Consider the following 26,279-nt stretch of genomic DNA (forward strand, 5'->3'; position numbering starts at 1 on the left):
GGACCTCGCGGAATTGTCAGCAATCCCGCCGCTCATGCGACGTTCATTGTGTTGCATCGACCGGTTGAATCCGCCGGGTGTAGCGGTCATCGTTTTCTTCGAGCGCGCTACTAATCAGACCAGCACGCCACCGCCGTCCACAATTATGGTCTGTCCCGTAGCATAGCGATTGGTCATCAGATAGACGTACGTTTGCGCGAGGTCCTCCGCCTCGCCGACACGACCGACTGGCAGGGCCGCGCCGCTCGCGGCGTAGAGCGCTTCGCGCTCGAGTTCGGGCAAGTCATCCCACAGCGGCGTGCGCACCAAACCGGGACTCACGAGGTTGACGCGAATGGGCGCCAACTCCACCGCGAGTGCCCGTGTGAGACCTTCATTCGCGCTGCAGACGCTGGCCAGCGCCGCCCACCCCTTTTGTGGCCGCAAGCTCGCAATACCGCTGGTCAACACCACGGAGCCGCCGGGACGGAGATACGGCGCCGCATGTTTGACGGCGGCAATGGCGCCGAAGACTCGCACTTCGAAAATCTGACGCACGGTAGCGAGGTCCATGTCGGCGAGCGCCCCGGTTCGCAACGAATCCCCCGCGCTATAGACCAGATGGTCGAAAGCGCCGACTTGCCCGAACAGCGCGCGCACGGCGGACTCGTTACTCAGATCGACCGTGTATCCCTTGACCCGATCGCCGAGTCTCGCGACGGCTTTGGCGACTCGCTCACTGCGCGATGAAACAACGCTCACCGAGGCGCCGGCTGCCAGCGCGGCTTCAGCCGTGGCAAGGCCGATTCCCGAGGTGCCGCCCAGCAGGACGACGTGTTGATGCCGAAGCTTCATGCTTGCAATAGTCATGGTTGAGTCCTCGCTGTGGTTGTAGTTGAAGCCATGACCCTAGTATTATTCATTAGCTTGACTTGATAAACTCCGAATCTTTTCGAACACTCATTAATAGAGCTTGCGAATGGATCGATTCAGCAGCATGGCAATATTTGCACGCGTGGTCGAACGCGGCAGCTTTACCGCCGCGGCCGAAGGCAGCGGTATGACGCCCACGATGGTCGGCAACCATATTCGCGAGTTGGAGCGACGCCTCGAAGGCCGGTTGCTGAATCGCACCACGCGGCGTCAAAGCCTGACCGAACTCGGCATGCGCTATCACGCGCGATGCCTCGAAATTCTGGCGATGGTGGATTTCGCCGAGCTGGATGCGCGAGAAATGCAGAGCAGCCCGCGTGGCCGGTTGCGGGTGAGTTGCCCTGCTATCTATGGCACGCGTGTGCTCGTACCGGCGCTTGCCGCGTACCTCGACCGCTATCCTGAGGTTCAGGTCGAGCTGTCCCTAAGCGATCGCTTCGTCGATCTGGCGGAAGAAGGTTTCGACGCCGCCATCCGCGCCGGTGTACTGCCGGACTCGGGCTTGATTGCGCGGCCGTTGACCCATTCGCCGCGTATCGCCTGCGCATCACCGGCCTATCTGGCGCGCCACGGGCAGCCGCTGGTGCCAGCCGATCTGGTACAGCACAACTGCCTCGCTTTCATGGTCGCGACTGGACCCGAACGTGAATGGCGTTTCCCACGTCCCGATAACAATGGCGTGGAGCGCATCGCGGTGCGCGGGCGTCTCGACGTCAATGGCGGCCTAGCGCTTCGCGAAGCCGCCCTCGCGGGACTGGGGGTGATTTTTCAACCTCAGGTAATGCTGCAGGAAGATCTGGACGCGGGCCGGCTCGTTCGTCTTTTCCCCGACTGGCCGGCGCAGACCTGGCCCATCCATGTGGTGCACCTGCCCGATGCGCACATGCCACCGAAGCTGGCGAGTTTTATCGCCTTTCTCCAGGAAACGTTGGGGCACGACAGCGAACCGTAGACCGGCCATGTTATGGGAAAGCGGCATGTAGCTACTCGACAGCGAGTTTCTGTGACGGCTTGAATGGCGAGTCTGGTCGATCACACGCCTGACACTCTCGGCTCGCGAAGGTCCGCTGCTTGAGGCGGAGCCGCCGCTCGAATGACCGTGTAGCGGCGACGGCGAATGGCGGCTCCTAGCCCGAACCCGGTCCGATAGCTGAATTGAGAACCGCTTGCCGGCCCGCAGCGGATGATCGTCGCAAGTCGACCCCAACGAGACATCCGACTTTGGATTTGCAGCCGTCCGTTGCCAAGCGGGATCTGGCCATTCAGGAAACCGGTTCCGCGCACTGGCGATACCACGGCAACCGAGAGCCGCGTCGGAGTAATCGGCCCCCTCAAGGATCGAGTTGCCAACGCAGTACGGGATGGGTCGCGCCGGCCGGCAATGCCCAGACGCCGGTTGAACTGAAGTCGAACGTCGGGCCGAAGCTCAATGGCACGCTCATCTGCGCGGTGGTGAGTCCATTCGCGATCGGCACGGGGGTACCCGTGCCCACGCCGACCGTGGCTCCGGTTGTCTGCGTGTCCCAGAAGACGTCGTTGGCGATCGTGCCGGTATTGCTGGTCGCAACACCGAGCGCGGGCGGCCCCAAGCCTGGGATAATTTCCTGGATGACGTTGCCCGTCGCGAAGGATTGCTCGATCGTGCCGGTGTTGCTTTGAACGAGCGCGGCGCTCCCCCGGCCAAAGCAGAGCCCGCCGCCGCCACCACCGCAGTAGTCGGGCGTGAACGTAACGGTCCCGGTCGCATATGACTGCGTAATCAGACCGTCGTTGGTGCCTACTAGACCGCCGGCGCCCTGAGTGTGAGCAACGGCATTCACTGTGCCCGTCCCGGACGTCGGCGGGATGTCCGGGCTTTGCGCTTCGTACGACTGCCGGATCACGCCGGTGCTGAAGTTGTATCCGACGAGGCCGCCCAACACGCCCTCGCTCACCATCGACGCGTCGCTGGACGAGCGTGTGATCGTGCCGTAATTCGAGCCCACCAGGCCGCCGCTGATCGAACCGATCGAGACGAAACCGTTAGACAGCGAAAGGCTGCCACTCGTCTGGGCGTGCGCGATCAGGCCGTCGTTGACGCCGGCCAGGATGCCAAAGGAGCCATAGCCGCTGATGCTGACGAAGCCATTTACGCTGACGTTGCGAACGACAGCCGTCGCACCGATCACACCGAACAGACCACTCGCTGCCTCGAAATTCGCCGGATCGCTTGTGGCGGGAACACTCTGCCACGCATTCAGATTCGAGATCGTGTGGCCCATGCCATCAAACTGCCCGGTGAACGGCGTGGCGCCTGTTCCGATCGGCACATAAAGGCCTGCGCAGCATCGTGGCGTGCTGATGTCGAAGTCCTTGCCGAGCGCATAGTCGCCGGCAAGATCGAGCGATATATTTTCCAGCGAATTGACGAGCCGGTAGCCGGTGATCTGCGTGATCAGTCCGCTGTTGGATGGTGCCGTCCAGGTCGTGTTGGCGAGCAGCGTCCCCGGCGCGTAGGTGCCGTTCATGTCGTACAGCGCGCTGACCGTCCCGGTGCTTTTCGACCAGTCGATCGTGCCGCCGTTCGTCACGCTGCCGCCGTTATCGATGCCCGTCGCGTCCGCGCGCAGCGTGAGGTCACCAGAACCCGTGTCGCGGATCTTCGCGCCCGACGAAAGCGCGACGTTATGGTACGCCGCGAGCGTCAGCGCCGACGCACCGTGCCAGTCGATATCGGATGCGATCTGCAGGTCTCCGGCCGCACCATTGGCGCCGGTGGTCGTGAGGTCGACCGTGCTGCCCGCGTTCAGGCTGCGCTCGAGCGCACGCGCGACTGAGGCGTCCACGGTGAGCGATGGCGTCGCGATGTTCCATCGACCGGCGTACACGGCGGCGCCTCTCTGGAACGACAGTTGCGCTGCCTTGGTATCAACCGTGCCTCCGCGGCCGTCAGCGTTCTTCGCCACGATCGCGCCTTGTTGCGACACCGTGCCGTCGTCCGCCACGAGCCACACGTGGCCCTCGCGGGTCGCCGTGCCCGTCGCACGGATGCGCGCGCCGCCGCCCGCGAGCGCGTACACGTTGCCGTCCGCGGCTTGCAGGCTGATCTGCGCGGCGCGCGTGGTACCCGAATCAATCACATTGCCCGCGCTGCCCGCCTGGACGAATACCTGTTGGCCGCTCGACGAGTCCTGCAGCAGCACCTTCGATCCGGCCGCGAATTCCGCCGCGCCTTCAGGCGCATTGACAGTTCCAGCGTTGATCACGGTCCGGGCGAGCAGGAACACGTCGCCGCCACTGGAGCTGATCTTCCCGAGATTCACGACTACCGCGTCCGAGTTGCCCGACAGGGTAAGCGCGCCGCCGTTCATGAACGCGCAGTTGCATGTGTCCAGCGTGGATGCAACGAAGCGTCCGCCCGTCGCCACTATGCCGGATCGACCCACGACGATGCCTTGTGGATTGATCACGTACACGCTGCCCGTGGCACTGAGCGTGCCGAGAATCGCTGAGAGCGAGCCACCCGTCACCCGGTTCAGCGTCGCACCAGCGCCGTTGTTGAACGTCACGCTATTGTTCCGGCCGATCGAGAAGCTGTTCCAGTCGATCACACCGCGTGTCGAACTGGGTTGCGTGATCACGAGGCTGTTGCCCGCGCCCGCTATCGTGCCGGTGCCAGCGACGTAATGGCCGCCCTGCGGAAGGCTGCCCGCCGCGAACGCCACGGTTGTCAGGCAAAGTCCAGTCAGCGAAATGCCAGTGGCAAGCCAGATGCGTCCGTTGGACTGCTCACGATTCCGTGCGCGTCCCGCGGACCGAGGTTGTTCTGGACGTGACATACAGCCCCCTTTCCGCATGCATGCGAAATGGCCGCCAACGACCCGCGGAGCCGACCGGAGACGCGTGAGTCGCCGTGTCTGAAGAATAGCAGTTGGCGTCGCGCATGCATGCCGATATCTCAGCGCCTGGCGCCTTCTTATGGGGCTTTTTGTGCCACCCCGTTTGCGTGGGGGGACTTGGTGAAGAAAAACCAGGTGGTAGATTACGGGCTTGAGCCCCGCGTCGGCCAACGCGCTTAAGGTCGAATAACGTGGCTAGACTAAGCCGCGGTCGATCGGGCAAGTGTAACGTTGAATCGTTCTGACATTGAGTCAGATTGTCGGCAATCTCGATACCACCTCGAATGTCTCAAAGTGGCCGATCCCGGAAGGTCGAAGTCAAACGTGGCTTGCTCAACCCGGGTCGGCTTCGCACTTCCGCAGCCGACCCGTCGATCCGTCATTCAGTCAAGGGCGGCAATGGAGTGCAAAGCAGCCCGCGGCGCTTCTGCCTGAGCCCCATGAGGCGCGCGGTGCCGCTGCGCGGGTAAGCACGTCAACCTTTGACAACGATAGCGCGCGGCCTACGCCATCACGATTTGGATGCGCCGGAATCACCACCCGCTGCGTGCAATGACACAAGTCGCGCAAGCACGATGGCCGGATAGAGTTGGCCAATTAGCGCCTCGAGATGCGTGAGCGATCTTGCCTGCGGCGCGACGGGCAGAATGTCGCCATAACCTGCCGTGGTCAGCGTGACAAAACTGAAATAGATCCAGATCGAGCGGTCCAATGCATTCGAGTGGAGTGATGCACTGTAAAACGCCTTGGGAACAAGGATGCTGACGAGTTGGTAAGCCTGGGTCGAAAGTACGCCTATCAATATATAAAGAGCAATAGCTCCGTCGATTCGGTCAAATGTCACCCTACCTGGAACGAACACATTCATTCCAGTGGCCACGCTAATCAGCGCAACGGCAGCGAGAGTGCTTGCGTCACGTACCGCGAATGTGAGATTGGCCGGAGCCGACCAACTGGCCCAACGGACGATGATAGCGAGGAGAGCGACGAGCGCGATCAGCAGGAAGGCTCTGGGTCGGTCTGTTGCCGATACCACGCCGGTCAGGAGGACCAACGAGAGAAGCAGGTCCTGCACAATTCGGCTGACCACGGTGCCCGGTTCGGTGAAGAACGGGACGCCGAACACAGCGATGACGAGAAGCGCCAAAAGTACGCCCATGCTCGCCTTGCGTAGCAGTGCGCCGCAGTCTGCCAATTGTTGCGCGTACGACATCGCTTCTCCCGCCAAACGAATGCGGACATTCGATTCTTTTCGTCAACTGACAAAACGTAGGTTAAGCGCAGCGCACTGGCAATAGGTCCATGGTCCCACCCGCCCGCAATTTCAAAGCGCTGCGGTGCTCTCGCTCAAACCACCGACGAAGCCCTATTCAAAGCCGAGCGGTTTCCCCGATGTGCAACCAGGTGCTCTCCGCGCGGCCTAGCAAAGCGTTCGGCGATCGAATGTTCGCTACCGCAGTGGAGAAGACGCGAGCCGGTCAGCAGTCGATAAGTGCGGAGAGTCGTGAATTCTGCTCGGGAACAGGAAGTCGGTTGAGTCCTGAACGAGGCCGCTGCAATACTGGCGTCCCGGTCGGTGCGCCAGCAAAGAATCATTGCTCATGCCTGCCTTCGCGCCTGGCAACCGTCCGCTCCGCCTCCAGCCTAGACGGGAGCCTGTAACACGCCCGCTTCTGCCTTCGTTGCTTCTCTCCTTGATTGAGCTTGCCGACTCAGCCAGCGATTCGTGTTACGGCAGCAGGCTCAGTCGTTACCCCTCCGAACCCTCAATGCCGTATTGCCTTGCTTCGTGCTAGCGCCTACATTGGGAAAGGATTTGCGGAAAATCCCACGATTGGCCGTACGCGTCGAAGCACGGGATTGTCTACAACAAATACAAAAGAGGCCTGACGGCGCCATCACGTACTTCGAAGACGATCCAGAAATGCCGCCGAAATGCTTCGAAGTCTTGAAGAGACCAAACGCGCATAACGCCACCCATGCCGATGTACCGCCGATGCTCGAGTTGCTTCCTCGCGCGCCGGGTCAAGTCGAGTTCATTCAGCCGTAACGGAGGAGAAGCATGCGCCCTGTAATCGTCGACGTAGCGGAGCAAAAGCGCCTGAACGACTCTCGTGAGGCGCACGTGCCGTGGAAGAAGTGGGGGCCCTACCTCAGCGAGCGGCAATGGGGAACGGTGCGAGAAGACTACAGCGATAACGGCGACGCCTGGAACTACTTCACTCATGACCATTCGCGCTCACGCGCCTACAAGTGGGGTGAGGACGGGCTCGGCGGAGTGTGCGACGACCAACAGCGGCTGTGCTTCGCGCTGGCACTCTGGAACGAACGCGACGCGATATTGAAGGAGCGCCTCTTCGGCCTCACCAACAGCGAGGGCAATCATGGCGAGGACGTGAAGGAGTATTACTTCTACCTCGACAGCACGCCGACGCACTCGTACATGAAGTACCTCTACAAGTATCCGCAGCGCGAGTATCCGTACCGCGATCTGGTCGAGACCAACCGGAAACGATCGCGGGAGGAAATGGAGTACGAACTGCTCGACACGGGCGTCTTCAGCGATGACCGCTATTTCGATGTGTTCGTGGAATACGCGAAGGCGGCTCCTGAAGACATCCTCGTGCGCATTTCCATTCACAACCGCGGACCGGAAGCAGCGCGACTGCGGGTCTTGCCGATGCTATGGTTCCGCAACACATGGTCGTGGGGCGAGGACGATTGCAAGCCCTCGCTGCACGAAGAAGGTCCCGGCGCCATTCGCGCCACGCATCACGATCTCGGCGAGTACTGGCTCCATTGCGAAGGCGCGCCGGAGACACTTTTCACCGAAAACGAGAGCAATGCGCAGCGTCTATGGAATCAGCCGAACACGTCGCCCTATGTCAAGGATGCGTTCCACGCCTACGTCATCTCGGGGCAGCGCGACGCCGTGAATCCCGCCAGGACGGGGACCAAGGCCGCCGCCCATTACGTGCGCGACGTACCCGCCGGCGGCAGCGCGACCGTTCGCTTGCGCCTGACGGCATCGAGACTGGACGACGCCTTCGGCGGCTTCGAGGAGACGTTCAATAGCCGCCTCGCCGATGCGAACGAGTTCTACGAGCGCATTGCGCCCAATTCGCTGACCGAAGATCAGCGCCGGGTGCACCGCCAGGCATTGGCCGGAATGCTGTGGGGCAAGCAGTACTACTACTTCGACCTCGAACACTGGCTGCGCGAGCACGGAAGTCATCCGTTGCTCGACGCCGCCCGGGGCGATGTGCGCAATTCCGAGTGGTTCCACATGCTGAACGCTGACGTGATCTCCATGCCGGACAAGTGGGAGTATCCGTGGTACGCGGCCTGGGACCTGGCCTTCCACACGATTACGCTGGCGCTCGTCGATTTCGATTTCGCGAAGGAGCAACTGCTGCTGATGCTTCGTAGCCTGTACGTCCATCCAAGCGGCCAGATTCCAGCCTACGAGTGGAACTTCAGCGACGTCAATCCGCCGGTGCATGCCGCCGCCACGCTCTGGCTGTACAAATACGAAAAAGAACTGGGACGGGCCGACCCGCGTTTCCTGGAACGCTCGTTTCAGGGCTTGATGCTCAATTTCAACTGGTGGGTAAATCGCAAGGACCCATCGGGTCGCAACGTCTTCGCCGGCGGCTTTCTGGGCCTCGACAACATCGGCGTGTTCGATCGCAGCGCGCGGCTTCCGACCGGCGGCTCGCTCGAGCAGGCGGACGGGACGGCGTGGATGGCGTTCTACTGCCAGACCATGCTCGAGATGGCGATCAATCTGACCGAATACGACCCGATCTACGAGGAAGTCGCTTTCAAATTTGTACAACATTTCATGTGGATCGCCTATGCGATGGACCGGCGCGGCGAACATGAGGACGAGATGTGGGACGAGCAGGACGGCTTTTTCTATGACCTGCTGCGACTCCCCGACGGCCGGACGACGCGCCTGAAGATCAGGTCGCTGGTGGGGCTGCTGCCGCTGTGTGCGTCGACCGTGTTCGAAGCGCAGTCGCTCACGCGCTATCCGAAGCTCGTGGAACTGATCGCGCAGTTTCGAAAGCGCTACCCCGAATTGATCGCGCACGTTGCCCCGACCGATGCGGGCTTCATCGGCTACAAGGAGCGGAGGCTTCTGTCGATCCTGAACAAGCGCAAGCTCGAACGGGTGCTCGGCTACATGCTCGACGAGAACGAGTTCCTGGGGCCGCACGGCATCCGTTCGCTCTCCCGCTATCATCTGGACCATCCGTATGTGATCCACGTCGGCCCACAGGAGTACAAGGTGCAGTACCTGCCGGCTGAATCGAATACCGGCATGTTCGGCGGCAATTCCAACTGGCGCGGTCCGGTCTGGATGCCGATCAACTTGCTGATTGTCCGCGCGCTGGTGAATCTGTATAGCTTTTTCGGCGACGATTTCAAGGTGGAATGCCCGACCGGGTCCGGGCAACGGATGACGCTCTTCGAAGTGGCGCAGGAACTCGTCCGGCGCCTGACCGGTACATTCCTGCGCGATGCGGGCGGCAAGCGGCCCGTCTATGGCGGAACGGAAAAGTTCCAGAACGATCCGCACTGGCGCGACCTGATCCTCTTTTACGAGTACTTCCACGGTGACAATGGCGCGGGCCTCGGGGCCAGTCACCAGACTGGCTGGACGGGCCTCGTCGCCCCGCTCCTCGACCTGTTCGGACGTGTGGACGCGAACGCCGCCCTGGAAACCGACCGTGGGCGCGTAATGGCACGGATCGTCAGGGAACAAGTGGGCGGCGAAGAACCCGGCGAGAAGTGACGAAAGGAAAATGCCCGACGTCCGCTACCCGATGCTGAATCAGATCAACACTCGCGTCTGGCTGACCGAGTTGTCTCGTACGCTCGGCAGGCGCGCAACGCTCGACGACATCCCCGACGCCGAACGGCATCGTATTGCCGGGAGAGGCTTCGACTGGGTCTGGTTGCTGAGTGTCTGGCAGACCGGCCCGGCAGTTCAGGCGATCTCGCGTGCACCGAATGGAGCCGAGAGTTCGCCGATACGCTGCCGGATCCTACGAACGACGACATCGCCGGCTCCCGGTTCGCCATCCAGAGCTACACGGTCCATCGCGATCCGGGCGGTGCGGCGGCGCTTTCCCGGTTGCGGCAGCGACTGCAGCACGCGCATGCCTCGTAGCTCGACAACAGAAAACGCCACCCTTTTGCCCGCACGGAAAACCGTGGGTTGAGCCGTCGCGCCGGGGTGGCCTTCGTTACCTCTGCGTTCTCGCGCCTAAGTGCCGCTATGACGAGCCGCTTTCCGCGTTCTCAGTTTCTTCCCTTTGATCGGACGATGCCGGTGTCGCATACCACTGCTCCCGCGGTACAAGCTTCGGTTCGTCGGGATCGCCCTCGTAGGCAGGAGTCATGATCTGCACTCCGTACTGGTTGAAGACATCGAGGATGTGTCGGTGCAGGTCCGCATAGATCCGGGCGATCCCATTCGGGTCACGGATATAGACATTCAGTTCGTAAGTGACCGCAAAATCCCCCAGCCTGGTTAGCAGGATGAACGGCTGCGGCTCCCCGAGCACCCGCGAAGTTCGCTCTGCGGCCATGCGCAGCATCGCCTCCACCTGTCGCCAGGGGGTCTCGTACCCGATTCCGACCGTGGTATGGAGGATCAATCCTCGGGTGCCGGCCAGGGAGCTGAAGTTTGTTACGTCGCCGTTCAGGATCTGGGAATTGGGAATCGTGACCTCTTCGTTCTTGACCGTCCGCAGATGGGTCACCTGGAGGCGGATGGCGATCACCTCGCCGGTCACGTCCCCCACCTTCACCCGGTCGCCGACCTTGAACACCCTTCGATAAGTCATCAGGTAGCCAGCAATGAGATTGGCAATCGCTGTCGAGGAGCCGAGCGAGAGCACTAGACCGATGAAGATGGAAATCCCTTTGAAGGCGGCGGACTCGGAGCCAGGGATGTACGGGTAGGCGACGACAAGCGCGAAGGCCAGGATCAAAACCCGGACAAGCTTGTAGGTCGGGAGGCCCCATTCCGGCTCGAATTGGGCAAAGGTGACACGCTTCTGCGCCACCGCGTCGAAGAAGCGCCTTATCCGGCGCAGGACGAACTGGGACAGATAGTAGATGATGCCCAGAATGAGAAGGTCCGGGATATTGGCGCCCACGGATTTTCCCATATGCTCGACCGCGCCAGCGGCGAGGGTGAACAGGCCATTGGAGATGGAGCGAGTCCATGGAAAGAGCCCAAGTACGTAATGCAAATAGGCATACGCTGACACAATAATGGTCGCGACGCCAATCACAAGCATCAGGCGATGAAATGCCTTCCAGATGGTCTCGGAACGGAGGATCTCAAAAGACTGGATGCCGACGGCGTGGACACGACTCTTCAGAAGTCGGGAAAGCGCTTTGTCCAACCACCGGTTGAGCATGAGCAGAACTGCGATCGCCAGCACTAGCAGGGCCGTGGCTCCGGCCCCATACAGCCCCGCCTTGACCAGGGCGTCGCTTCTACGGGACTGCCGGTATTCGTCGATGGCCCGGTGGATTCGCATCAGATGCAGTGTGGCGAGATGGTCGCGGCTCGTGTGTTCCAACTGGGCATCCGCTTCGCTCACAATCATCAGCGTAGCTTGCCCGGCCATGATCATCGTGACGTTCTCCACAACTTCGGCGCTCAACCCGTCGCTCGGGAATGAGGGGTCTGCCGCTACCTTTTCGATTCTTCCCCTGATGGCCTCGGCGCGCTGCTCGGCGGGAAAGGACGAAACCCCTCGGACGCTGAACAGGAGCTGACCGTCGATCTCGACCGGGGCCGTGTCCAGCACCGACTCAAGGAGGATGGGCGTTTCCGGGCGCAACTCCTCACTTGCAGCCTGAAGCGGAGACGCCAGCATCATGAACAACACCGCAAGGATGGGAATTCTGAGAGACATTGGGCGCTCTCCTGCCAACAAGGCCGTCATCGTGTCACCGGACAAGGCGTCTGCTCGGCCAAACTTTGCCGGAAGACTTCCCACGGATATCCTGCCGTGCGCGCGACTGGCGCTCTTGACGTATATCAAGAGAGCCCAAAAAGCGACGCCCGGATTGTCGGATTCCATGCGCGTCGCGCGGGCCGAGGTTGTTCTGGACGTGACATACTGCCCCATTTCCGCATGCATGCGGAATGGCCGCCAACGACCCGCGGAGCCGACCGGAGACGCGTGAGTCGCCGTGTCTGAAGAAGCAGTTGGCGTCGCGCATGCATGCCGATATCTCAGCGCTTGGCGCCTTCTTATGGGGCTTTTTGTGCCACCCCGTTTGCGCGGGGGACTGAGTGAAGAAAAACCAGGTGCTAGATTACGGGCTTGAGCCCCGCGTCGGCCAACGCGCTTAAGGTCGAATAACGTGGCTAGACTAAGCCCCGGTCGATCGGGGAAGTGTAACGTTGAATCGTTCTGACATTGAGTCAGATTGTCGGCAATCTTCGATACCACCTCGAATGTCTCAAAGTGGCCGCGTACCGCCCGACGATCGAGCGCGGCGATCGCGTCCGGCGCGTGCGCGATGCAATAGGCATAACACGACCCACAAGAGCCAGTCAATTTTCTAGGTAGCGGACATTCGCGAGCGCGTAACGGCGGGTAATATTCATCAGATAAATATCCCTCCCGGACCGTCAAGGACGGTAGCTGAGCAGCCGTTATATAAAAGAGCATTTAAAAATGCCAGTAACCGGGGATATATTTGAAAAGAACATTGAGAATTTCCTTAGCGTCGTTCGCTTGCGCGACGTTCCTTGCGGGATGTGCGACCAACGAGCAGGGCCAACTCGTTATCGATCCGAACAAGGTGAACGAAGTATTGGCGGGCGCACTGACTCCGCCGCCCCCAACGCCGCCGCCCGTGGTGGTCGAAGAGGTTTATCAGCCGATGCCAACTGACATCTACATCTCTACCGTTGTCGACCGCGATGTGGTGATATTCGGCGGCAATACGTATATCTGGGTGGTCGGCCCGGACGGAGTGCGTCACCGGCGCTTCTACGCCCATGGCGATCATCGGGAAGACGTCTTCCATCGTAGGGACGAACTTCACAGGGTCATGATGAATCACGGCGGCCACTTGCCCGACCATGCGATAGCGGCGCACGGGCCGATCGAACATCCTGGTGGGCCGGCCCACCCGGGTGTTGCACAGAACCATTCGATGCCCGGTGCTGTGCCGCTTGCGCATGCCGCTGTTCAGAGCAAGCCTGCCCCTGCGGCAAAGCCGGCGGCAAAGGATGTGAAGAAGTCGTAGGTTCGCCTCTCGACATTAGATGGCGGAGAAGCCGAGCATTTGCTCTCCGCCTTCCGGTTGAATCCGCCCAATACACGTCGATCGCCGGGCTCACAGCCGCCCGTCGGTGTGGCTCTCGCGCAGTCTGCTTCTGTCTGCTGACCATCGGCGGACCTCGACCAAGCCACCCAATCGTCGATTGTCATCAATTCAGCTGCATTAGTCGAACGTCGCTAGGTGGCCGGACAGCGACCGATCGCAGGCCGGCCGCCTGCCGCTCAGACCTCGGTCTGTTCGGCCATCTCAAGCGCATCGTCGACTTCGATGCCTAGATATCGAACGGTACTCTCCAGCTTCGTATGTCCGAGCAGCAACTGTACGGCACGGAGGTTTTTCGTCCGGCGATATATCAATGATGCCTTCGTCCGGCGCATCGTATGCGTGCCGTATGCCGTGTCGTCGAGACCGATCGAGCGTACCCAGCGATGCACGAGTCGCGCGTACTGACGCGTTGATAGATGGGGCGATTCGTGAATCCGGCCTGGAAACAGGAAGTCAGAAGGTGAGAGCCCTGCGGCCTTTATCCAGACTTCCACACTCTCCCTGGTTTGCTCAGTGATTTCGAACTGCACGGGTCGTTGCGTCTTCTGCTGCATCACAGTCGCCCGGGGCGCAACGCGGGAGCCGAGGCAGATGTCGCGCACTCGTAGTTTAGTCAGGTCGCATGCCCTCAGCTTGCTGTCGATCGCCAGATTAAACATCGCAAGATCACGGGTTTTCGCCCCGAGCTGCAGCCTGATCCGGATGGCCCAGATTTCCCTGAGCTTCAGCGGCGGCTTCTGCCCGGTCAGCTTGTCTTTGTTCCATGGCACACGCGCGACGCTGTTGTTGGTTGTCGCTTCCATCACGATCTCCTTTCAAGGGAAGGGAGACCCAGTTTGCGTCAAGCGGCGGTGGGCGATAGCCGACCCATAGCCGCTATTGCGACCGTGTTGGCCAAAGGTCCGCTCTCGAGCGCACAACGGACCTCTCGTACTGGCCGCGTCTTTCCAGCACGCGGCAACGGACTTCGACAAGTCTGTCGTCGCCTGGCTTCAAGCAGGCTGATCGAAGCTGCCGGGGCTCTTGTCCGTGGCCGTCCACTGCGAAGTACGAGCTCGATCCGCCTTCCGCAAGCCGGCCTTCAGGCCTTCAGTGTCGAAGTCCGTCGTATAGACTGGCGTGCCGGGCTGGTGACGCCAGGAGTCGTCGATACCGCCATTATCGACGGCATCGAAACCCACTTCGTTGACGAGCTGCATCACTGTCGCCTTGGCGTCGGCGCTATCGCCCGAGACTGGCAGCGCAATCCGCCCGGGTGCGCCTTCCGGCTTGCCGAGATTGCGCAAATGATCCGCGTAGATGCTGTTGAACACCTTGATTACTGGCCGGCCGATCTGCTGCGCGACCCACGCGCTTTCCGTCATTCCGGACTCGATCCCGTCGATGCGGCCATCGCGCTCGCGTGGATAATAATTGCCAGTATCGATTACAACCGTGGTTTCCGGCACGTCGTCGAACAGGCCGGCAGGCAGATCGAGCACCTTCTTTTCGGGAATCGTGACCACGATCACTGCTGCACCGCGGACCACATCCGCGAGTTCGGCTGGTTTCGCGCCAGTTTCGCGGGCGACATCGGCGAGCGTATCCGGCCCGCGCGAGTTGCCGATAAGCACCTCGTGCCCTTGTTCGACCCAGCGCAGCGCCAGCACCCTCCCTATATTCCCCGCGCCAATGATGCCAATTTTCATACACCCTCCTGTTCTTTCCGTTGACTGAAGCGGGACGCGCACAACGGCCATGCCCATGCGAGTTGACCATCCCCGCGGACTCGCCATAGCCTAGCATCATCCGGGCTGAGATACTGGGCCGTTCCGTCCCGCAGTATGGGCGGCCTTGGGCCAACAGCGCATCGCGGGTCCAGCCTTCCTGCGGCCTGCTCATGCGCAGCTTGTAATCGCCAAAACGCTTCAGGTTGTGGGTTGGATACGGACTCAGGAACTCCAGGCCTCGGGCGGATCGACTAAACCAGTCGCGCGGTGAAGTGGGCCAGCGCGGCCCGTGTAGTGAGTTTTCCTAACCGGGTACTGCGTGACGCGACAGGCTCGTGCCGACCCTGAGCCGCCGCTGGGACCGACGCGAGATCAATGGCCGCTTCGAGGTCCAACGGTCATCCGTGAGTCAGCGGCGGCCGCCAGGTTGTCGGCCTGAGCTGACGCTCGCCGCTCGGGCAGCGTGCCGCGGCTGCCCGTCGCTTTGCTGACATTCGCAAACCGGTGCCGGCGAATGTCAGCTCCCGTTACTAACGAATGAGTCTTCTCGTTAAGGGTTATTCGACGTCTGCCCACACGCGCCGCGGCACACTCACAGCCATGTGAATGACAGCAGACGTCGAATAACCCTTAACGCGTGCTGCCGGCCGCAGCCTTGCGAAGTTGGGGCTGCGTGTGTCAATTGCATGTAGCAGTGACCGGCCATCTCCCGCCATTGGGCCATTCGGCGACCGGTCCACTCGAATGTCTCTTCCATTTCAACACCAGCCATTTCTCTTGAGGCCGGTCTAGCGACGTAAGCACTCATGCTGGCCGGCCGTCCTGCTCATGGATTTGGGGATTTCCTAGGCAGCCACTGGCCAGGGTAAACCAGAGATCCGGGCCCGACGACATTGGTTCGACATGTCGTTAAGTGCCGCGCTAACAGGACCTTTCAAGCCGCCTCTGGTTCCATCGCGAGAATATGCCCGGCACGATCAATTCGATGCTGACGTGACATGGCTTAGCTCCCTAAGCATTGGAAACGTTTCGAGTCTTAACGTTTCCTTCAGATCGGTCTAGTACGATCTTGTGCAACATGTGTTTCACCGTATTCGACCACCATGCTGCGCATCCCGTCGCGTTGGTACGCTGACGGCAGTTCCTCCTGCGGACGGCTACGCTTCGAGGCGCCAGTTGTAGCATCGGAAGGTTTGAATAGATCCGGGGCGGACTGAAGTTGCCTTCAATCGTCGCCACGATGACCCGGCGATCATGGCGCGGCCCGCGATCGTCATTCACGTTGCGTCTTAAAGTAACTGCAGAAAGGTAGTTGCGCGAACCTTTCGCCACACTGCTGCGCGAGGGCGAAAATGAGATCGATGACTTCTGGAATCAGGGTGACAGGGAGACGGTGCGGGGCCGCCGCAATCACGGCGTTCACTTTTTCGGGCGCATATGCCGGCGGGATCGATCACGAAGTCGCGCTGGATCAGAGCGGCATATGGAACCGCAATGTTCAGCTCGCACTTGAATACGCCGTGATAGCCACGACGGCGGGTGGGGCTCTGTGGCTTGGGAACGACAACGAACTGGGCCATACATTCTGGCAAACGGCCGACGCTACGGCGATATCGGCGGTCGCTGCTCAAGGCATGAAGTATGCATTCGGTCGCCAGCGGCCCAGCGCTGGCCAGGGACCGAACCAATGGTTCAGCGGCGGAAAGAGTTTTCCCAGTGGTGAAGTCACCCTTCAGGCGAGTTTCGTAACGCCGTTCATCGTCAACTATGGTCGGCGTGATCCGTGGGTTTGGGCACTCGAGGTGTTGCCGCTCTATGATTCGATCGCACGCGTGAAAAGCCAGGCGCATTGGCAGACCGACGTCCTCGCCGGTTGGGCGCTGGGCACGGCGGTAGGATACTTGACCACGACATGGCAGACACCCCTGTTCGTGCAGATTCTCCCGCACGGTTTAACGGTAGGCTTCGCGAAGCGGTTCTAGGTCTGGTTGCGAAACGGACGTGACTGGTGTGCAGGTGGCGGCACGGCGACGTCCTGACCTCGTTTGAACAACGCTCCGTAAGTTCGACGCGGAGAGTTGCTCGCAGCCACGCGTATCCAGCATCGCGAATCGTCATCGCGATGGAATGGCCGTTTGAATCCGCCCTCCAAACCTGACGATTTCACCACGTCGCGTCGAAGGACCGAAAGGGGTCGACAGTACACTTGGCGCCGGCGAGACGCGTCGCTCACGACCGCTGAGGTGCGAACGGCCGGAGAGTGTCCTGAAGCTGACCGACCAAGGCCCACTCCTGAATGTCAGCTATGGCCGAGCTGCTCGCATTGGGCATCGGGCAGGTTTCGGAGTGGACCAGCCGTTCGAATGGCAACCTCGTGGTATGGACGAGCGGCAGCTCTTGGCCGACCTCTGCCCGACGGCATTCGGCAGCGGCCGGTAGAGTCGAGATGTGGCGCGGTAGCGGTAGGTTCGGTTTGTCTGTTGCCGCCCCTTTCGTCTGGCGGTGCCCGAATAACTTCACCCTAACCCCGTTTCCACACCCCGCTCATCGAACCGGACATGCAGATCTCCCGCATCCGGCTCTCGGACAAGACCTCACGCCGTCACACACGCCAGGCTACGCCCCCGCGGGCGCTCAGACGTACGAGACCGAAGTGCCCGTAGAGGTGCGAGGATGGATAGGTCCCGCGCCTGCGACGTCTGAGCTTGTACTTGTTGCGTAACCACCGGCGCAACCGCGTCGCGGTGTAGCTGTCGAGTGCACGGTATGCCCGGCTAACGCTCCCTACCTGGAAGTAATTCGCCCAGCCGCGCAGCGTGCGGTTCAACCTGCCCACCAGTTCCGTGGTCTCTTGCCATGCCGTCTTGAGGGCGGTCATTGCATGAATCTTTTCGACCATGCGCCGGATACTCTTCTTCGACGGGCGCATGCCCATGCGGGCCTGACCAGTTGTCGCTGAGTACATCCGCCCAAACGTAAAACCCAGGAAGTCGAATTCGCCTTCCGGCACTTTACAGATTCGTGTCTTCTCCTCGTTGACCGTCAACTTCAGCTTGCTCATGATCTCGCGCAGTCGCGACAAGGCCTCTTCGGCCTTACCCCGCTTGCACAAGATCACAAGATCGTCCGCATAGGTCACGATGCGACTGCCAAGACTGCGCTGAAGTCCAAGCTTCTTCCATGCCAGCACAAACCGGCGCATATACATATTTGCCAGTAAAGGTGAGATGGGTGATCCTTGCGGAATGCCACGTCTGCTGTCCCTGGCCTCCGTCGTACGTGTCTTCCGGCCTCGGTTATCGGTTTCTTCAACGGGGCATTCCAGCCACATCCTGATCAGATGCAGCACCCGCCGATCCACGATGCGTCGCGCGAGCGACAACATCAAGTCGGCGTGAGGAATACTTCCGAAGTAGTCCGCGAGGTCGGCGTCAACAACGTCCGTTTGCCCTCTATGCAGCCGTTCCTCCACCTCGGTCACCGCTTGCTGGGCGTTGCGCCCCGGGCGGTAAGCGTACTGCTCTGATGGAAGGTCCGCTTCGAAGATCGGTTCGAGCACCAGCATTGCTGCTGTCATGCACACCCGATCTCGCAAGGTCGAGATGCCCAGTGGCCTCAACTTGCCATTGGCCTTCGGGATAAACACTCTTCTGATAGGGTCCGGCCGGTAATTCTCCTGCCTGAGCGCAAGCGCCAGTTCGCCGAGCCACTTCTGCACCCCATACGCCTCAACATCCGCGAAGTCCTGCCGGTCGACACCCGGCGCGCCCCTGTTCGAGCGACACTGGGCGTACGCATGCGCCAGCACATCCTCGCGATAGATCTTGTCGTACAGCGCGTAGAAGCGATACCCGGCTTCTGCCTTCGCTTTCGCGTGTAACGCCATCTGCAGCTTCTGAACACGAATCGGAGTTGATAGGTTGCCCAATCTCCACGTCCTCACTACGTATTGCGTTCGTCTTGAACTGAGGCCCCTTCCCTCCACCGGCATTACCCGGCTTCAGCGGTACTACGGGCCTCTCCGTCATCCCAAGGCGCCCGGCCTGTCCCTCACGGGCGTCCGGTTGGTCATCCCTGACCACGCCGAGGGACTTCCCGTGTTGCGTACGCTTTCCTTGTGTACATGCTGTCGCCACTACCCCGGCGCAGCGACTGGGCGTCCAGCCTGCTCATTCGCCCAGCCGTATCAGCCTTCCCCGATAGGGTTGTCGGGTCGGCCTGCGCATCGACCTTTTCGAGGTTTGCTCGGCGTTCACTCGCGTTACGGCCTGCACACTCGCGCTGTCACCAATTTGTGACACGCATCACCGAAGGCTTCAGCCATTTCGTTGCCTCCACGATTGCTCCGAATTAGAAAGGACTTTCCCCATTCCGTGGCGTAGCGATATGCCACGATGGTTGGTGCTGGCAACCCATCTGAGAAGGGGAAAGTCATGGAGAAGATTACTCGTATCGGCGTCGACCTCGCCAAGAACCTGATCGTGGTACATGGAGTCGACTCAATGGAGCGCGTGGCGGTCAGGAAGGCGATCCCAAGGCAGAAGTTTCTCGAATGGTTCGCCAATCTCGAGCCCTGCCTGGTGGCCATGGAAGCCTGCAGCGCGGCCCACTACTGGGGCCGAAAGCTTCGCGCGCTCGGCCACGAAGTCCGCCTGATCGCCCCACAGTTCGCCGCGGCGTACCGCAAAGGCGGAAAGCACGTGAAGAACGACCGGCTGGACGCGGAAGCCATCTGTGAAGCAGCGAGCCGCCCCCATATGCGTTTCGTCGCGCTGAAGACCGCTGACCAGCAGAACGTTCTGGTGCTGCACCGGATGCGCAGCGGCTTTGTCGAGGAGCGTACGGCACTCGTCAACCGCCTGCGTGGCGAACTGTTCGAGTTCGGCGTGTTCCTCCCGCAAGGCATCGACGCGTTCCGTGACCACTTCGTCGAGGCACTGGAGGACGGGACCACGGAGCTGGACGGTATCGCACGCACCGCGCTCCTCGCCGGCTGGCATCACATCCACGCCCTCGACGAGCAGATCGCGTGGTATGACTCGCAGATTGCCGCGCGGGTCAAACATGACGCCAACGCGCAACGCCTCATGGCCATCGTTGGTATCGGGCCGCTCACCGCGTCGGCCGCCGTCGCGACTGTCGGTGACGCGCGCGTGTTCAGGAACGGACGGCAATTTTCCGCCTGGCTTGGCTCTGTGCCCAAACAGGCCAGCAGTGGCGGTAAAACCCGGCTCGGCCACATCACCAAGCAGGGCAACACCTATCTGCGCACCCTGCTGTTCCAAGGTGCTCGCTCGGCCCTAACGAGTGCGCATCGACGAACAGACCGGCTGTCGCGCTGGATCGTTCAGCTCCGCCCGCGGGCGGGCTGGTATCGAACGCTGGTGGCCATCGTCAACAAACACGCGCGAATCCTCTGGGCGATCCTCGCCAAAGGCGAGCGCTTCGATCCCTCCCATACCCCGATCCGTCCGTCGTGACTCGTGAGCCGCACCACGATCCCCGAAACACAGGACACCACCGTACAGCACCCCAAAGGGGCCACTCCCAACACTAGGACGCAACAGGCATGGATAGCGACAGGTCAGACCGGCAGCAGGCGAACTCGAGGAAGCTTCAGGCGACGCATCTCATGCGTGGCGCCGCGCTCCGGATGGAGTCCTGCTGCGCGGTTACTATCCGGGCCCGGGCACAGAAGCGACAGTGCCCCAACAAGGCCGTTTATAGGTATGCAGTCTGCCCCGCCGCCGATCTGCCATCGTGTCCGCCACAACATCGGAATCAATCAATGACCGAATAAACCTCAAGCTTGCAAAAAGGGAAAGTCCTTATAGGTTGCTTCCGGCTGGAGCATTTGCCGCGCGGGGCTTGCACCCGCTGGAAAGCGCCACCTTTTCACGGCGCACACCCACAACGGTCGTTCAGCTTCCTCCATAACGGCCGCTCGTTCGGGAGTGGAGGCGTTTTGTAAGCGCTCACCAATCCGAATGCTCTTTTATTGTCCACTGTAAAATTTCTTGCAGGTTTTGACTTGCTCCAGTCTTGCAGGTTTTGACTTGCTCCAGTCTTCACGGCCTCACATCAAAAAGCCATACCCCTCAAGGCAGGATGAGTGCCTTCAAAAGGCTGCTTGAGTAGCGCAAGCTAGCGCGACGGATTTTGCTACTTACTCCGCGCTCGTAAAGGAACATGAGAGTAACCTCTCTCGACAATTGGCCTTCGAATCTAAGGACGGTAGATGCTAAGCGATCTGGGTGATTTCGACGATTACATAAATGCGCAGGTGCATGAATGGAATGCGCCCGGCATAGGCGTCAGTATTGTAGAAGACGAAGAAGTTATCTTCACGAGAGGCTATGGTTACCGCGACTATGCAAACAGACTGCCGTTTTCATCTTCAACTTTGTTTCCTATCGCGTCGAACACCAAATTATTTACAGCCATTGCGGCCGGCGTTCTAGTCGAGAAGGGCGCGCTGACCTTCGACCAGCCGATTCGCGACGTTGTCCCGAGTTTGCGCTTTTACGACAAGTCGCTTGATGCCGCGGTGACACTACGCGATATGCTCGGCCATCGTACCGGCGTGCCCCGGTACGACATGATCCTGCATAGAGCCGAGTTCTCAAAAAAGGAACTATTCGACCGGATCCGATTCATGAAGCCTGTCGCTCCGTTCCGGTCGAAGCTTATCTACAACAACATGATGTACGAGGCTGTGGGCCACATCATCGAGTTGCTAAGCGGCAAGTCGTGGGATCAATTCATCCGCGACGAGGTTTTGACTCCTGTGGGTATGCCCCAGACTGCTTTCACCATTGCCGACATGTTGGCTCATCCGAATCATGCGGTACCGTTCACGGAGAGGCGCGATAGTGAGGAGCTCTGGCAGACACCATATCCAGAGCTGAACTGGTCGAGTCCAGCTGGGAGCATCGTCTCTAGCCTCGATGATATGAGTCGCTGGCTGGCCATGTTGATGAACAACGGGGTGATGGCGGGAAAGAAGGTGCTTCCGGAGCAGATACTTCGGGCGACTTTGGCGCCGGGGCTCGCATTTCCGGACCCGCTGGGCGACGTCCTAGGTTTTCAGCCGGAGATCAATTCAATCTATGGGATGGGCCGGCAAACCTCTTCGTATCGGGGACATCTGCTTGCGAGTCATGGCGGCGATCTCCGCGCCTTCCATTCGCAGGTCTCGTATTTGCCGCGCGAGAAATTGGGCGTAGTCGTGTTCGTGATCGGCGACCACTGCTCAATGCTGCGAAATGCCGTCGGCTATAACGTCTATGACCGCCTGCTGGGACTGGGCGAGTCGAGTTCGATGGACGCATTGCGCGAGTTCCATTCGAAAGCAAAGCAGAACATGCGCGAGTCGCGCGAACGGGTAAAGCCAAGCGCCATTCCAGACACACGACCCTCACACGATCTCGCAGTCTACGTCGGTCGCTACGAGCATCCTGCCTACGGGCAACTGTATATCTCGCTCACGGATTCCGAGCTTCAGTTTCGCTTCCGTCAAACGAAGCTGCCATTGCATCATTACCACTATGACCGGTTCGATACCGACGATGACGAGGCTGAAGGCGCATGGTCCATGTCGTTTCTGACCAGTCCACTCGGCGATATCGACCGCGTCAGTTTGTGGCTCGACGCGACGGATGCCGTGTTCGTCCGGATTCCGAATGCGCCTTCGCCGAGTGTGCTCAGGCAGCTCACCGGCACGTACCAGGCTGCTTTCGGCGCCAAGTGCTTGATTAAGCTGCGGCGCGACAACCAGCTCATGCTGCACTTTCCAGAGGCTCCCGCGGAAGTTTTAACTCCGTTCAAAGATCTTCAGTTTCGCAACCCGAAATGGCCACAAAGGACATTCGAGTTCGTGATGGAAGACGAGCGAGTGACCGCATTGAGGCACTGGAACTCGGTCGCCGAGTTTGTTTTGACTCGGGTCGAGAATGTTGAATCCGCCGATACGATGGAGGACGAAGAGCCGATCGCCGATTAAACCACTGTTCGGGCTGACTTCTGCTTAAGGCATCCAGCTCATGTCGATCCACATGGGAAGGTCGCATTGGTTGGACCCAGACATCCACCCAAATGCATCACGCAGAACTCTGCCGCCTGTCAGGCTGTCATCAATGCCTGATGGTCAAGGAGTCGTAAAGCTTGTCGCCTGGATAGATGGAGCCAACACGATGACTATAGCTGCAAGTCCGATTGATCCGATCACCGGTATTCTCGAAGCTTTCAAATCCCACAATGTCGTCGCGATTTGCGACGGCGGCCACGGATGTGAACAGGCTTATGCTTTTCGGATTTCGCTGATCCGGGACCCCAGATTTGCTTATATCGTGAACGATATCGTCGTTGAGAGCGGCAATTCCCTTTATCAGGAGATGATGGACCGATTTGTTGCGGGGGAAGACATACCCGAAAATCAACTCCGCCAAGCCTGGCAAAACACTACGCAACCCCACGATGTGTGGGATCGTCCAGTCTTTGAGGGGCTTTTTCGTGAGGTGCGCGATGTGAATACCTCACTCCCTAAAGACCGTCAGATTCGTGTCTTGTTGGGGCGATCCGCCGATAGATTGGTCGAGAATCAAAAACGCCGAGGAGTTCGATGAAGCTTCGAGAGCCGTTGGCGACCGCAACAGCTGTGCAGTAGAAATCATCCAACGTGAAGTGCTGGCCAAGCAGCGCCGCGCCTTGGTCGTCTACGGTGGCATGCATTTATTGCGTAAAAACCTGTACTGGCAAGCGACGAACCAAGAGAGAGCGGAACAACGATTCAATCCGCTACCGAACAGCATCGTTTCGTTGCTGGAAAGGCAAGGCGTCGAAGTCTATTCTGTTTGGGTTCCAGTGTTTGTTGATCCGGCGACCTTGCAGCCCGACGTCAACTCCTGGCCGACTCCCAGCCTGGTGCACATTCGCCGCACCTCGCTCGGGGAGGCGAGCTTTCGCTCATATTACCCGCACGCCATGTTTATCAAGCATCACGATGTCATTGTGGAGATTTATGTCGATCCTATTCGCTCTCCCGTGATGCAGGAGCAGTTCAACGCCATCCTTTATCTTGGGCCGCCTTCGGGGCTAACCTGGAGTCAACTCTCTCCCGCGTTGTCCTCAGATCCGGAATACATCAAAATGCGGGCAGACAGGTTAGCGTGGGCCAGCATGGGCGGCAGCCGCTAATTCACAGACGTCCGTCTAATTAGATTCCGGAAGAATTGCAGCATGCTGCTCGTCAGTTGCCTGCGAACGCGCGGGGGCGTTTTGTCGACGAGTTGGGTGGCAGTGTCGAACGTCCCAAATGGCCGACCTCTGCCCGACGCGAGCGGCAGTCGTCGGCCCGACGGCAACCTAGACCGGGACGGCCAGACGCTTCGTCATCGGCACGCAAGCCAATTCCAGTCCACGCGCGGTGCGGTACGTCGAAACCGAATCTCCCGACCAACCGCAGTGGCGATAGAAAGGTGCCGCGTTCAGCGTTGCATCGAGGTGCATCGTGGTAACGCCGTGATCGACGGCCAGCGATTCGAGAAATTGCAACATCTCACGCCCAATGCCGAGCCCCATGTGAGAGGGCCGCACAAAGATAGCGTCGACTTGGCCATTTGCCACCGTGAGCATTCCTGTACCAATGACTACATCCTCATCCGTAGCAACGTAGAAGTCGCGCTCAACGACGCTGGCCCATTTCTCGGTAGGCGCACCGTTGACCCACGCCGAGAGAGCCGCTGCGGGATAGTGACCAGTGCATGCAGCATGCACCGATGTTTTACGAATATGCCACGCGTCGAACACGTCATCGCAGGTCGCTTTTCGTATGGTCAGCATGCCGCGCTCCTCGACCTGAGCGGCCAAGTCGCCAAGTCCGAAAGGTTCCGAGAAACGGGATTGCGATTTTTGTAATGCATGTATTCACTCCGATTTACGTCAATGCAATTCGGGGCGAATGAAAAGAGACGGCCCCGTCATGACTGGCCGGGCCGTTGAGAAAGTCTACATGTGATCTTGGAACGTCACGACTCCCACGGCTCGCCATCGGCGGTCATGGTGCACATCATGAAGTTGAGAGCAGTGCGGTTCATGAGAATATATTGCCCACCGAAAACGATGCAGTCAAGGACGGCCTGCCGATCGTCAACAATCCAGGGGGCATTTGGAATGTCTCAAAGTGGCCGGTCCGTGCATCATGCGATTTGCATACGGAGCCGGCGTCCGCCGACGAAGGCGGGTGGCTGTCCGCGCCCCCCACTTCCGACGTTCAAGCATCCCTCACTTGAACGGCTGCTCATTAATGCGGAGGAGACGTACACGCAATCAGCTTTGGGCGGCCGGGCGGCTAGCCCACTTAGAATCCACGCAGTCTTCCACTGCGGCTGGCTACGAGGATTGCCGCGCATATGTTCATCGAATATGCGATCGCGGACCTCTCTAAAAAAGCCGGAGAAGGAGACTCGATCTCAGCATTAAGCGATGCGCGCAGCATCGAGTCCCACCTCCTCGCACAACCAGTCGCAGAAGCACTTCACCTTCTCCGTGTTGCGCTCGTTCACGCGATAGGACAGAAAATGCGTCTCGCGGGAGATCGGCTCGAAGACATCCGCGCCCAGCTCAACCAGTTCACCGCGCGACAACTCGCGCTCGGCGAGACGCGTGGTTTCGAGCGCGACGCCCATCCGATCGACAGCGGCGGAGATCGCGAGCGCCCCGCGATCGAACGAGGGCCGCGCCCGCGACGGGAACGGGAGTCCGTTGAGCGCGAACCAGTCGGACCACGTCACGCGGCTGAGCTGGGAATCGATCAGCGTCATTTCCCCGATCTGCTTCTCGATGGCAACGCCGCTTCGCACGAGCGCAGGCGAACACATCGGCACGATGCGTTCTGCGCCGAGCGCGCGTGTCACGATGCCCGCGCGCTCGTGTGCGACCGCGTATGAGATGGCGACATCGACTTCATGCACCCGGGTGAGGTCGATCGGCTCGGGACCGGACGACAGACGGATCGTCACGCCCGGATGCGCCTGCGTGAATTCAGGCAGGCGCGGACCGAGCCACTTGGCGGCGAAGCTCGGCGCGCTGTGCACCGCGAGCACTTGCGCATCGGGCGCGAGCGCGACCTCGCTGCATGCAGCCTCGATCACATCGAAAACGCGTCCGAGGCTCTCATAAAGGCGCCGTCCTTCCGATGTCGCTTCCACCCGCCGATTGCGCCGATGAAACAGCGGCCGGCCGAAATATTCTTCGAGCTCCTTGACCTGATGACTGATCGCGGACTGCGTCAGATGCAGTTCCTCGGCCGCGAGCGTGAAGCTCTCCAGCCGCGCGGCCGCTTCGAAGGCGCGCAGCAGCACGAAATTGGGAATTCGTCTCATGTCTTTCACCGAAACATGAATGTGGT

General features: G+C 60.2%; 18 protein-coding genes. 8 read left to right on the forward strand and 10 right to left on the reverse strand.

The genetic code is table 11. From position 1 onward, the window contains the following. Positions 1-114 precede the first annotated feature (114 nt). The gene (locus OKW44_RS22875) at positions 115-849 is read right to left on the reverse strand and encodes an SDR family oxidoreductase (RefSeq protein WP_239499037.1); all 735 of its coding nucleotides are present in this window, start codon (positions 847-849) and stop codon (positions 115-117) included. Between the two features lie 127 nt (positions 850-976). Between OKW44_RS22875 and OKW44_RS22880 the strand changes: the two genes are divergently transcribed. Further along, positions 977-1,864: a LysR family transcriptional regulator gene (locus OKW44_RS22880; RefSeq protein WP_018419819.1), complete on the forward strand. Its 888-nt coding sequence runs from the start codon at positions 977-979 to the stop codon at positions 1,862-1,864. A gap of 379 nt (positions 1,865-2,243) precedes the next feature. Here the strand turns inward: OKW44_RS22880 and OKW44_RS22885 are convergent, their stop codons facing one another. Together OKW44_RS22885 and OKW44_RS22890 are read right to left on the reverse strand one after the other, a co-directional pair. Beyond that, positions 2,244-4,730, reverse strand: a complete 2,487-nt coding sequence (locus OKW44_RS22885) for a two-partner secretion domain-containing protein (protein ID WP_026225669.1) — start codon at positions 4,728-4,730, stop codon at positions 2,244-2,246. Between the two features lie 571 nt (positions 4,731-5,301). Beyond that, a complete protein-coding gene (locus OKW44_RS22890; RefSeq protein ID WP_018419817.1) occupies positions 5,302-6,003 on the reverse strand; it encodes a potassium channel family protein in 702 nt (233 codons plus the stop codon). Positions 6,004-6,852: 849 nt separating this feature from the next. Here OKW44_RS22890 and OKW44_RS22895 point away from each other — a divergent pair. Beyond that, positions 6,853-9,591, forward strand: a complete 2,739-nt coding sequence (locus OKW44_RS22895; protein ID WP_018419815.1) for an MGH1-like glycoside hydrolase domain-containing protein — start codon at positions 6,853-6,855, stop codon at positions 9,589-9,591. A 195-nt stretch (positions 9,592-9,786) separates the two neighbouring features. On the opposite strand, the gene OKW44_RS22900 is transcribed toward OKW44_RS22895, so the two are convergent. Both OKW44_RS22900 and OKW44_RS22905 read right to left on the reverse strand, forming a co-directional pair. Then, the gene (locus OKW44_RS22900) at positions 9,787-9,960 is read right to left on the reverse strand and encodes a hypothetical protein (protein ID WP_018419814.1); all 174 of its coding nucleotides are present in this window, start codon (positions 9,958-9,960) and stop codon (positions 9,787-9,789) included. Between the two features lie 115 nt (positions 9,961-10,075). After that, positions 10,076-11,734: a mechanosensitive ion channel family protein gene (locus tag OKW44_RS22905; RefSeq protein WP_035470573.1), complete on the reverse strand. Its 1,659-nt coding sequence runs from the start codon at positions 11,732-11,734 to the stop codon at positions 10,076-10,078. A gap of 793 nt (positions 11,735-12,527) precedes the next feature. Here OKW44_RS22905 and OKW44_RS22910 point away from each other — a divergent pair. Then, positions 12,528-13,082, forward strand: a complete 555-nt coding sequence (locus OKW44_RS22910) for a hypothetical protein (RefSeq protein ID WP_239499035.1) — start codon at positions 12,528-12,530, stop codon at positions 13,080-13,082. Between the two features lie 257 nt (positions 13,083-13,339). Here the strand turns inward: OKW44_RS22910 and OKW44_RS22915 are convergent, their stop codons facing one another. Together OKW44_RS22915 and OKW44_RS22920 are read right to left on the reverse strand one after the other, a co-directional pair. Then, on the reverse strand, positions 13,340-13,966 hold the full coding sequence (locus OKW44_RS22915) for a tyrosine-type recombinase/integrase (RefSeq protein WP_018419811.1): 627 nt from the start codon (positions 13,964-13,966) through the stop codon (positions 13,340-13,342). 189 nt (positions 13,967-14,155) lie between these two features. Continuing rightward, the gene (locus OKW44_RS22920) at positions 14,156-14,851 is read right to left on the reverse strand and encodes an NADPH-dependent F420 reductase (RefSeq protein ID WP_018421032.1); all 696 of its coding nucleotides are present in this window, start codon (positions 14,849-14,851) and stop codon (positions 14,156-14,158) included. A 1,382-nt stretch (positions 14,852-16,233) separates the two neighbouring features. On the opposite strand from OKW44_RS22920, the gene OKW44_RS22925 reads away from it, so the two are divergent. Next, positions 16,234-16,854: a phosphatase PAP2 family protein gene (locus tag OKW44_RS22925; RefSeq protein ID WP_051103764.1), complete on the forward strand. Its 621-nt coding sequence runs from the start codon at positions 16,234-16,236 to the stop codon at positions 16,852-16,854. A gap of 620 nt (positions 16,855-17,474) precedes the next feature. On the opposite strand, the gene ltrA is transcribed toward OKW44_RS22925, so the two are convergent. Next, a complete protein-coding gene (gene ltrA, locus OKW44_RS22930; RefSeq protein ID WP_348524864.1) occupies positions 17,475-18,863 on the reverse strand; it encodes a group II intron reverse transcriptase/maturase in 1,389 nt (462 codons plus the stop codon). A gap of 442 nt (positions 18,864-19,305) precedes the next feature. Between ltrA and OKW44_RS22935 the strand changes: the two genes are divergently transcribed. The 4 genes from OKW44_RS22935 (at position 19,306) to OKW44_RS22950 (ending at position 24,067) form a co-directional block, all read left to right on the forward strand. After that, complete coding sequence (locus OKW44_RS22935; protein ID WP_280784104.1) at positions 19,306-20,352, forward strand: IS110 family RNA-guided transposase; 1,047 nt, start codon at positions 19,306-19,308, stop codon at positions 20,350-20,352. A 758-nt stretch (positions 20,353-21,110) separates the two neighbouring features. Then, on the forward strand, positions 21,111-22,874 hold the full coding sequence (locus tag OKW44_RS22940) for a serine hydrolase (RefSeq protein ID WP_018419807.1): 1,764 nt from the start codon (positions 21,111-21,113) through the stop codon (positions 22,872-22,874). 190 nt (positions 22,875-23,064) lie between these two features. Then, positions 23,065-23,496, forward strand: a complete 432-nt coding sequence (locus OKW44_RS22945; RefSeq protein WP_239499034.1) for a hypothetical protein — start codon at positions 23,065-23,067, stop codon at positions 23,494-23,496. 58 nt (positions 23,497-23,554) lie between these two features. Beyond that, the gene (locus tag OKW44_RS22950) at positions 23,555-24,067 is read left to right on the forward strand and encodes a hypothetical protein (protein WP_239499033.1); all 513 of its coding nucleotides are present in this window, start codon (positions 23,555-23,557) and stop codon (positions 24,065-24,067) included. A gap of 168 nt (positions 24,068-24,235) precedes the next feature. Here the strand turns inward: OKW44_RS22950 and OKW44_RS22955 are convergent, their stop codons facing one another. Further along, positions 24,236-24,712: a GNAT family N-acetyltransferase gene (locus tag OKW44_RS22955; protein ID WP_026225667.1), complete on the reverse strand. Its 477-nt coding sequence runs from the start codon at positions 24,710-24,712 to the stop codon at positions 24,236-24,238. Positions 24,713-25,347: 635 nt separating this feature from the next. Continuing rightward, entirely contained in the window at positions 25,348-26,253 is a 906-nt protein-coding gene (locus OKW44_RS22960) for a LysR substrate-binding domain-containing protein (RefSeq protein WP_113061902.1), read from the reverse strand. Positions 26,254-26,279 lie beyond the last annotated feature (26 nt).

The sequence above is a fragment of the Paraburkholderia lebeckiae genome (assembly GCF_050436325.1).
In the GTDB taxonomy this organism is placed as follows: Bacteria; Pseudomonadota; Gammaproteobacteria; order Burkholderiales; family Burkholderiaceae; genus Paraburkholderia; species Paraburkholderia tuberum.

Excerpts from the sequence above, each read along its gene's own strand:
- OKW44_RS22875 (WP_239499037.1), bottom strand. The coding sequence starts at position 849 with ATGACTATTGCAAGCATGAAGCTTCGGCATCAACACGTCGTCCTGCTG.
- OKW44_RS22880 (WP_018419819.1), top strand. The coding sequence starts at position 977 with ATGGCAATATTTGCACGCGTGGTCGAACGCGGCAGCTTTACCGCCGCG.
- OKW44_RS22885 (WP_026225669.1), bottom strand. The coding sequence starts at position 4,730 with ATGTCACGTCCAGAACAACCTCGGTCCGCGGGACGCGCACGGAATCGT.
- OKW44_RS22890 (WP_018419817.1), bottom strand. The coding sequence starts at position 6,003 with ATGTCGTACGCGCAACAATTGGCAGACTGCGGCGCACTGCTACGCAAG.
- OKW44_RS22895 (WP_018419815.1), top strand. The coding sequence starts at position 6,853 with ATGCGCCCTGTAATCGTCGACGTAGCGGAGCAAAAGCGCCTGAACGAC.
- OKW44_RS22900 (WP_018419814.1), bottom strand. The coding sequence starts at position 9,960 with ATGCGCGTGCTGCAGTCGCTGCCGCAACCGGGAAAGCGCCGCCGCACC.
- OKW44_RS22905 (WP_035470573.1), bottom strand. The coding sequence starts at position 11,734 with ATGTCTCTCAGAATTCCCATCCTTGCGGTGTTGTTCATGATGCTGGCG.
- OKW44_RS22915 (WP_018419811.1), bottom strand. The coding sequence starts at position 13,966 with ATGGAAGCGACAACCAACAACAGCGTCGCGCGTGTGCCATGGAACAAA.
- OKW44_RS22920 (WP_018421032.1), bottom strand. The coding sequence starts at position 14,851 with ATGAAAATTGGCATCATTGGCGCGGGGAATATAGGGAGGGTGCTGGCG.
- OKW44_RS22925 (WP_051103764.1), top strand. The coding sequence starts at position 16,234 with ATGACTTCTGGAATCAGGGTGACAGGGAGACGGTGCGGGGCCGCCGCA.
- ltrA (WP_348524864.1), bottom strand. The coding sequence starts at position 18,863 with ATGCCGGTGGAGGGAAGGGGCCTCAGTTCAAGACGAACGCAATACGTA.
- OKW44_RS22935 (WP_280784104.1), top strand. The coding sequence starts at position 19,306 with ATGGAGAAGATTACTCGTATCGGCGTCGACCTCGCCAAGAACCTGATC.
- OKW44_RS22940 (WP_018419807.1), top strand. The coding sequence starts at position 21,111 with ATGCTAAGCGATCTGGGTGATTTCGACGATTACATAAATGCGCAGGTG.
- OKW44_RS22945 (WP_239499034.1), top strand. The coding sequence starts at position 23,065 with ATGACTATAGCTGCAAGTCCGATTGATCCGATCACCGGTATTCTCGAA.
- OKW44_RS22955 (WP_026225667.1), bottom strand. The coding sequence starts at position 24,712 with ATGCTGACCATACGAAAAGCGACCTGCGATGACGTGTTCGACGCGTGG.
- OKW44_RS22960 (WP_113061902.1), bottom strand. The coding sequence starts at position 26,253 with ATGAGACGAATTCCCAATTTCGTGCTGCTGCGCGCCTTCGAAGCGGCC.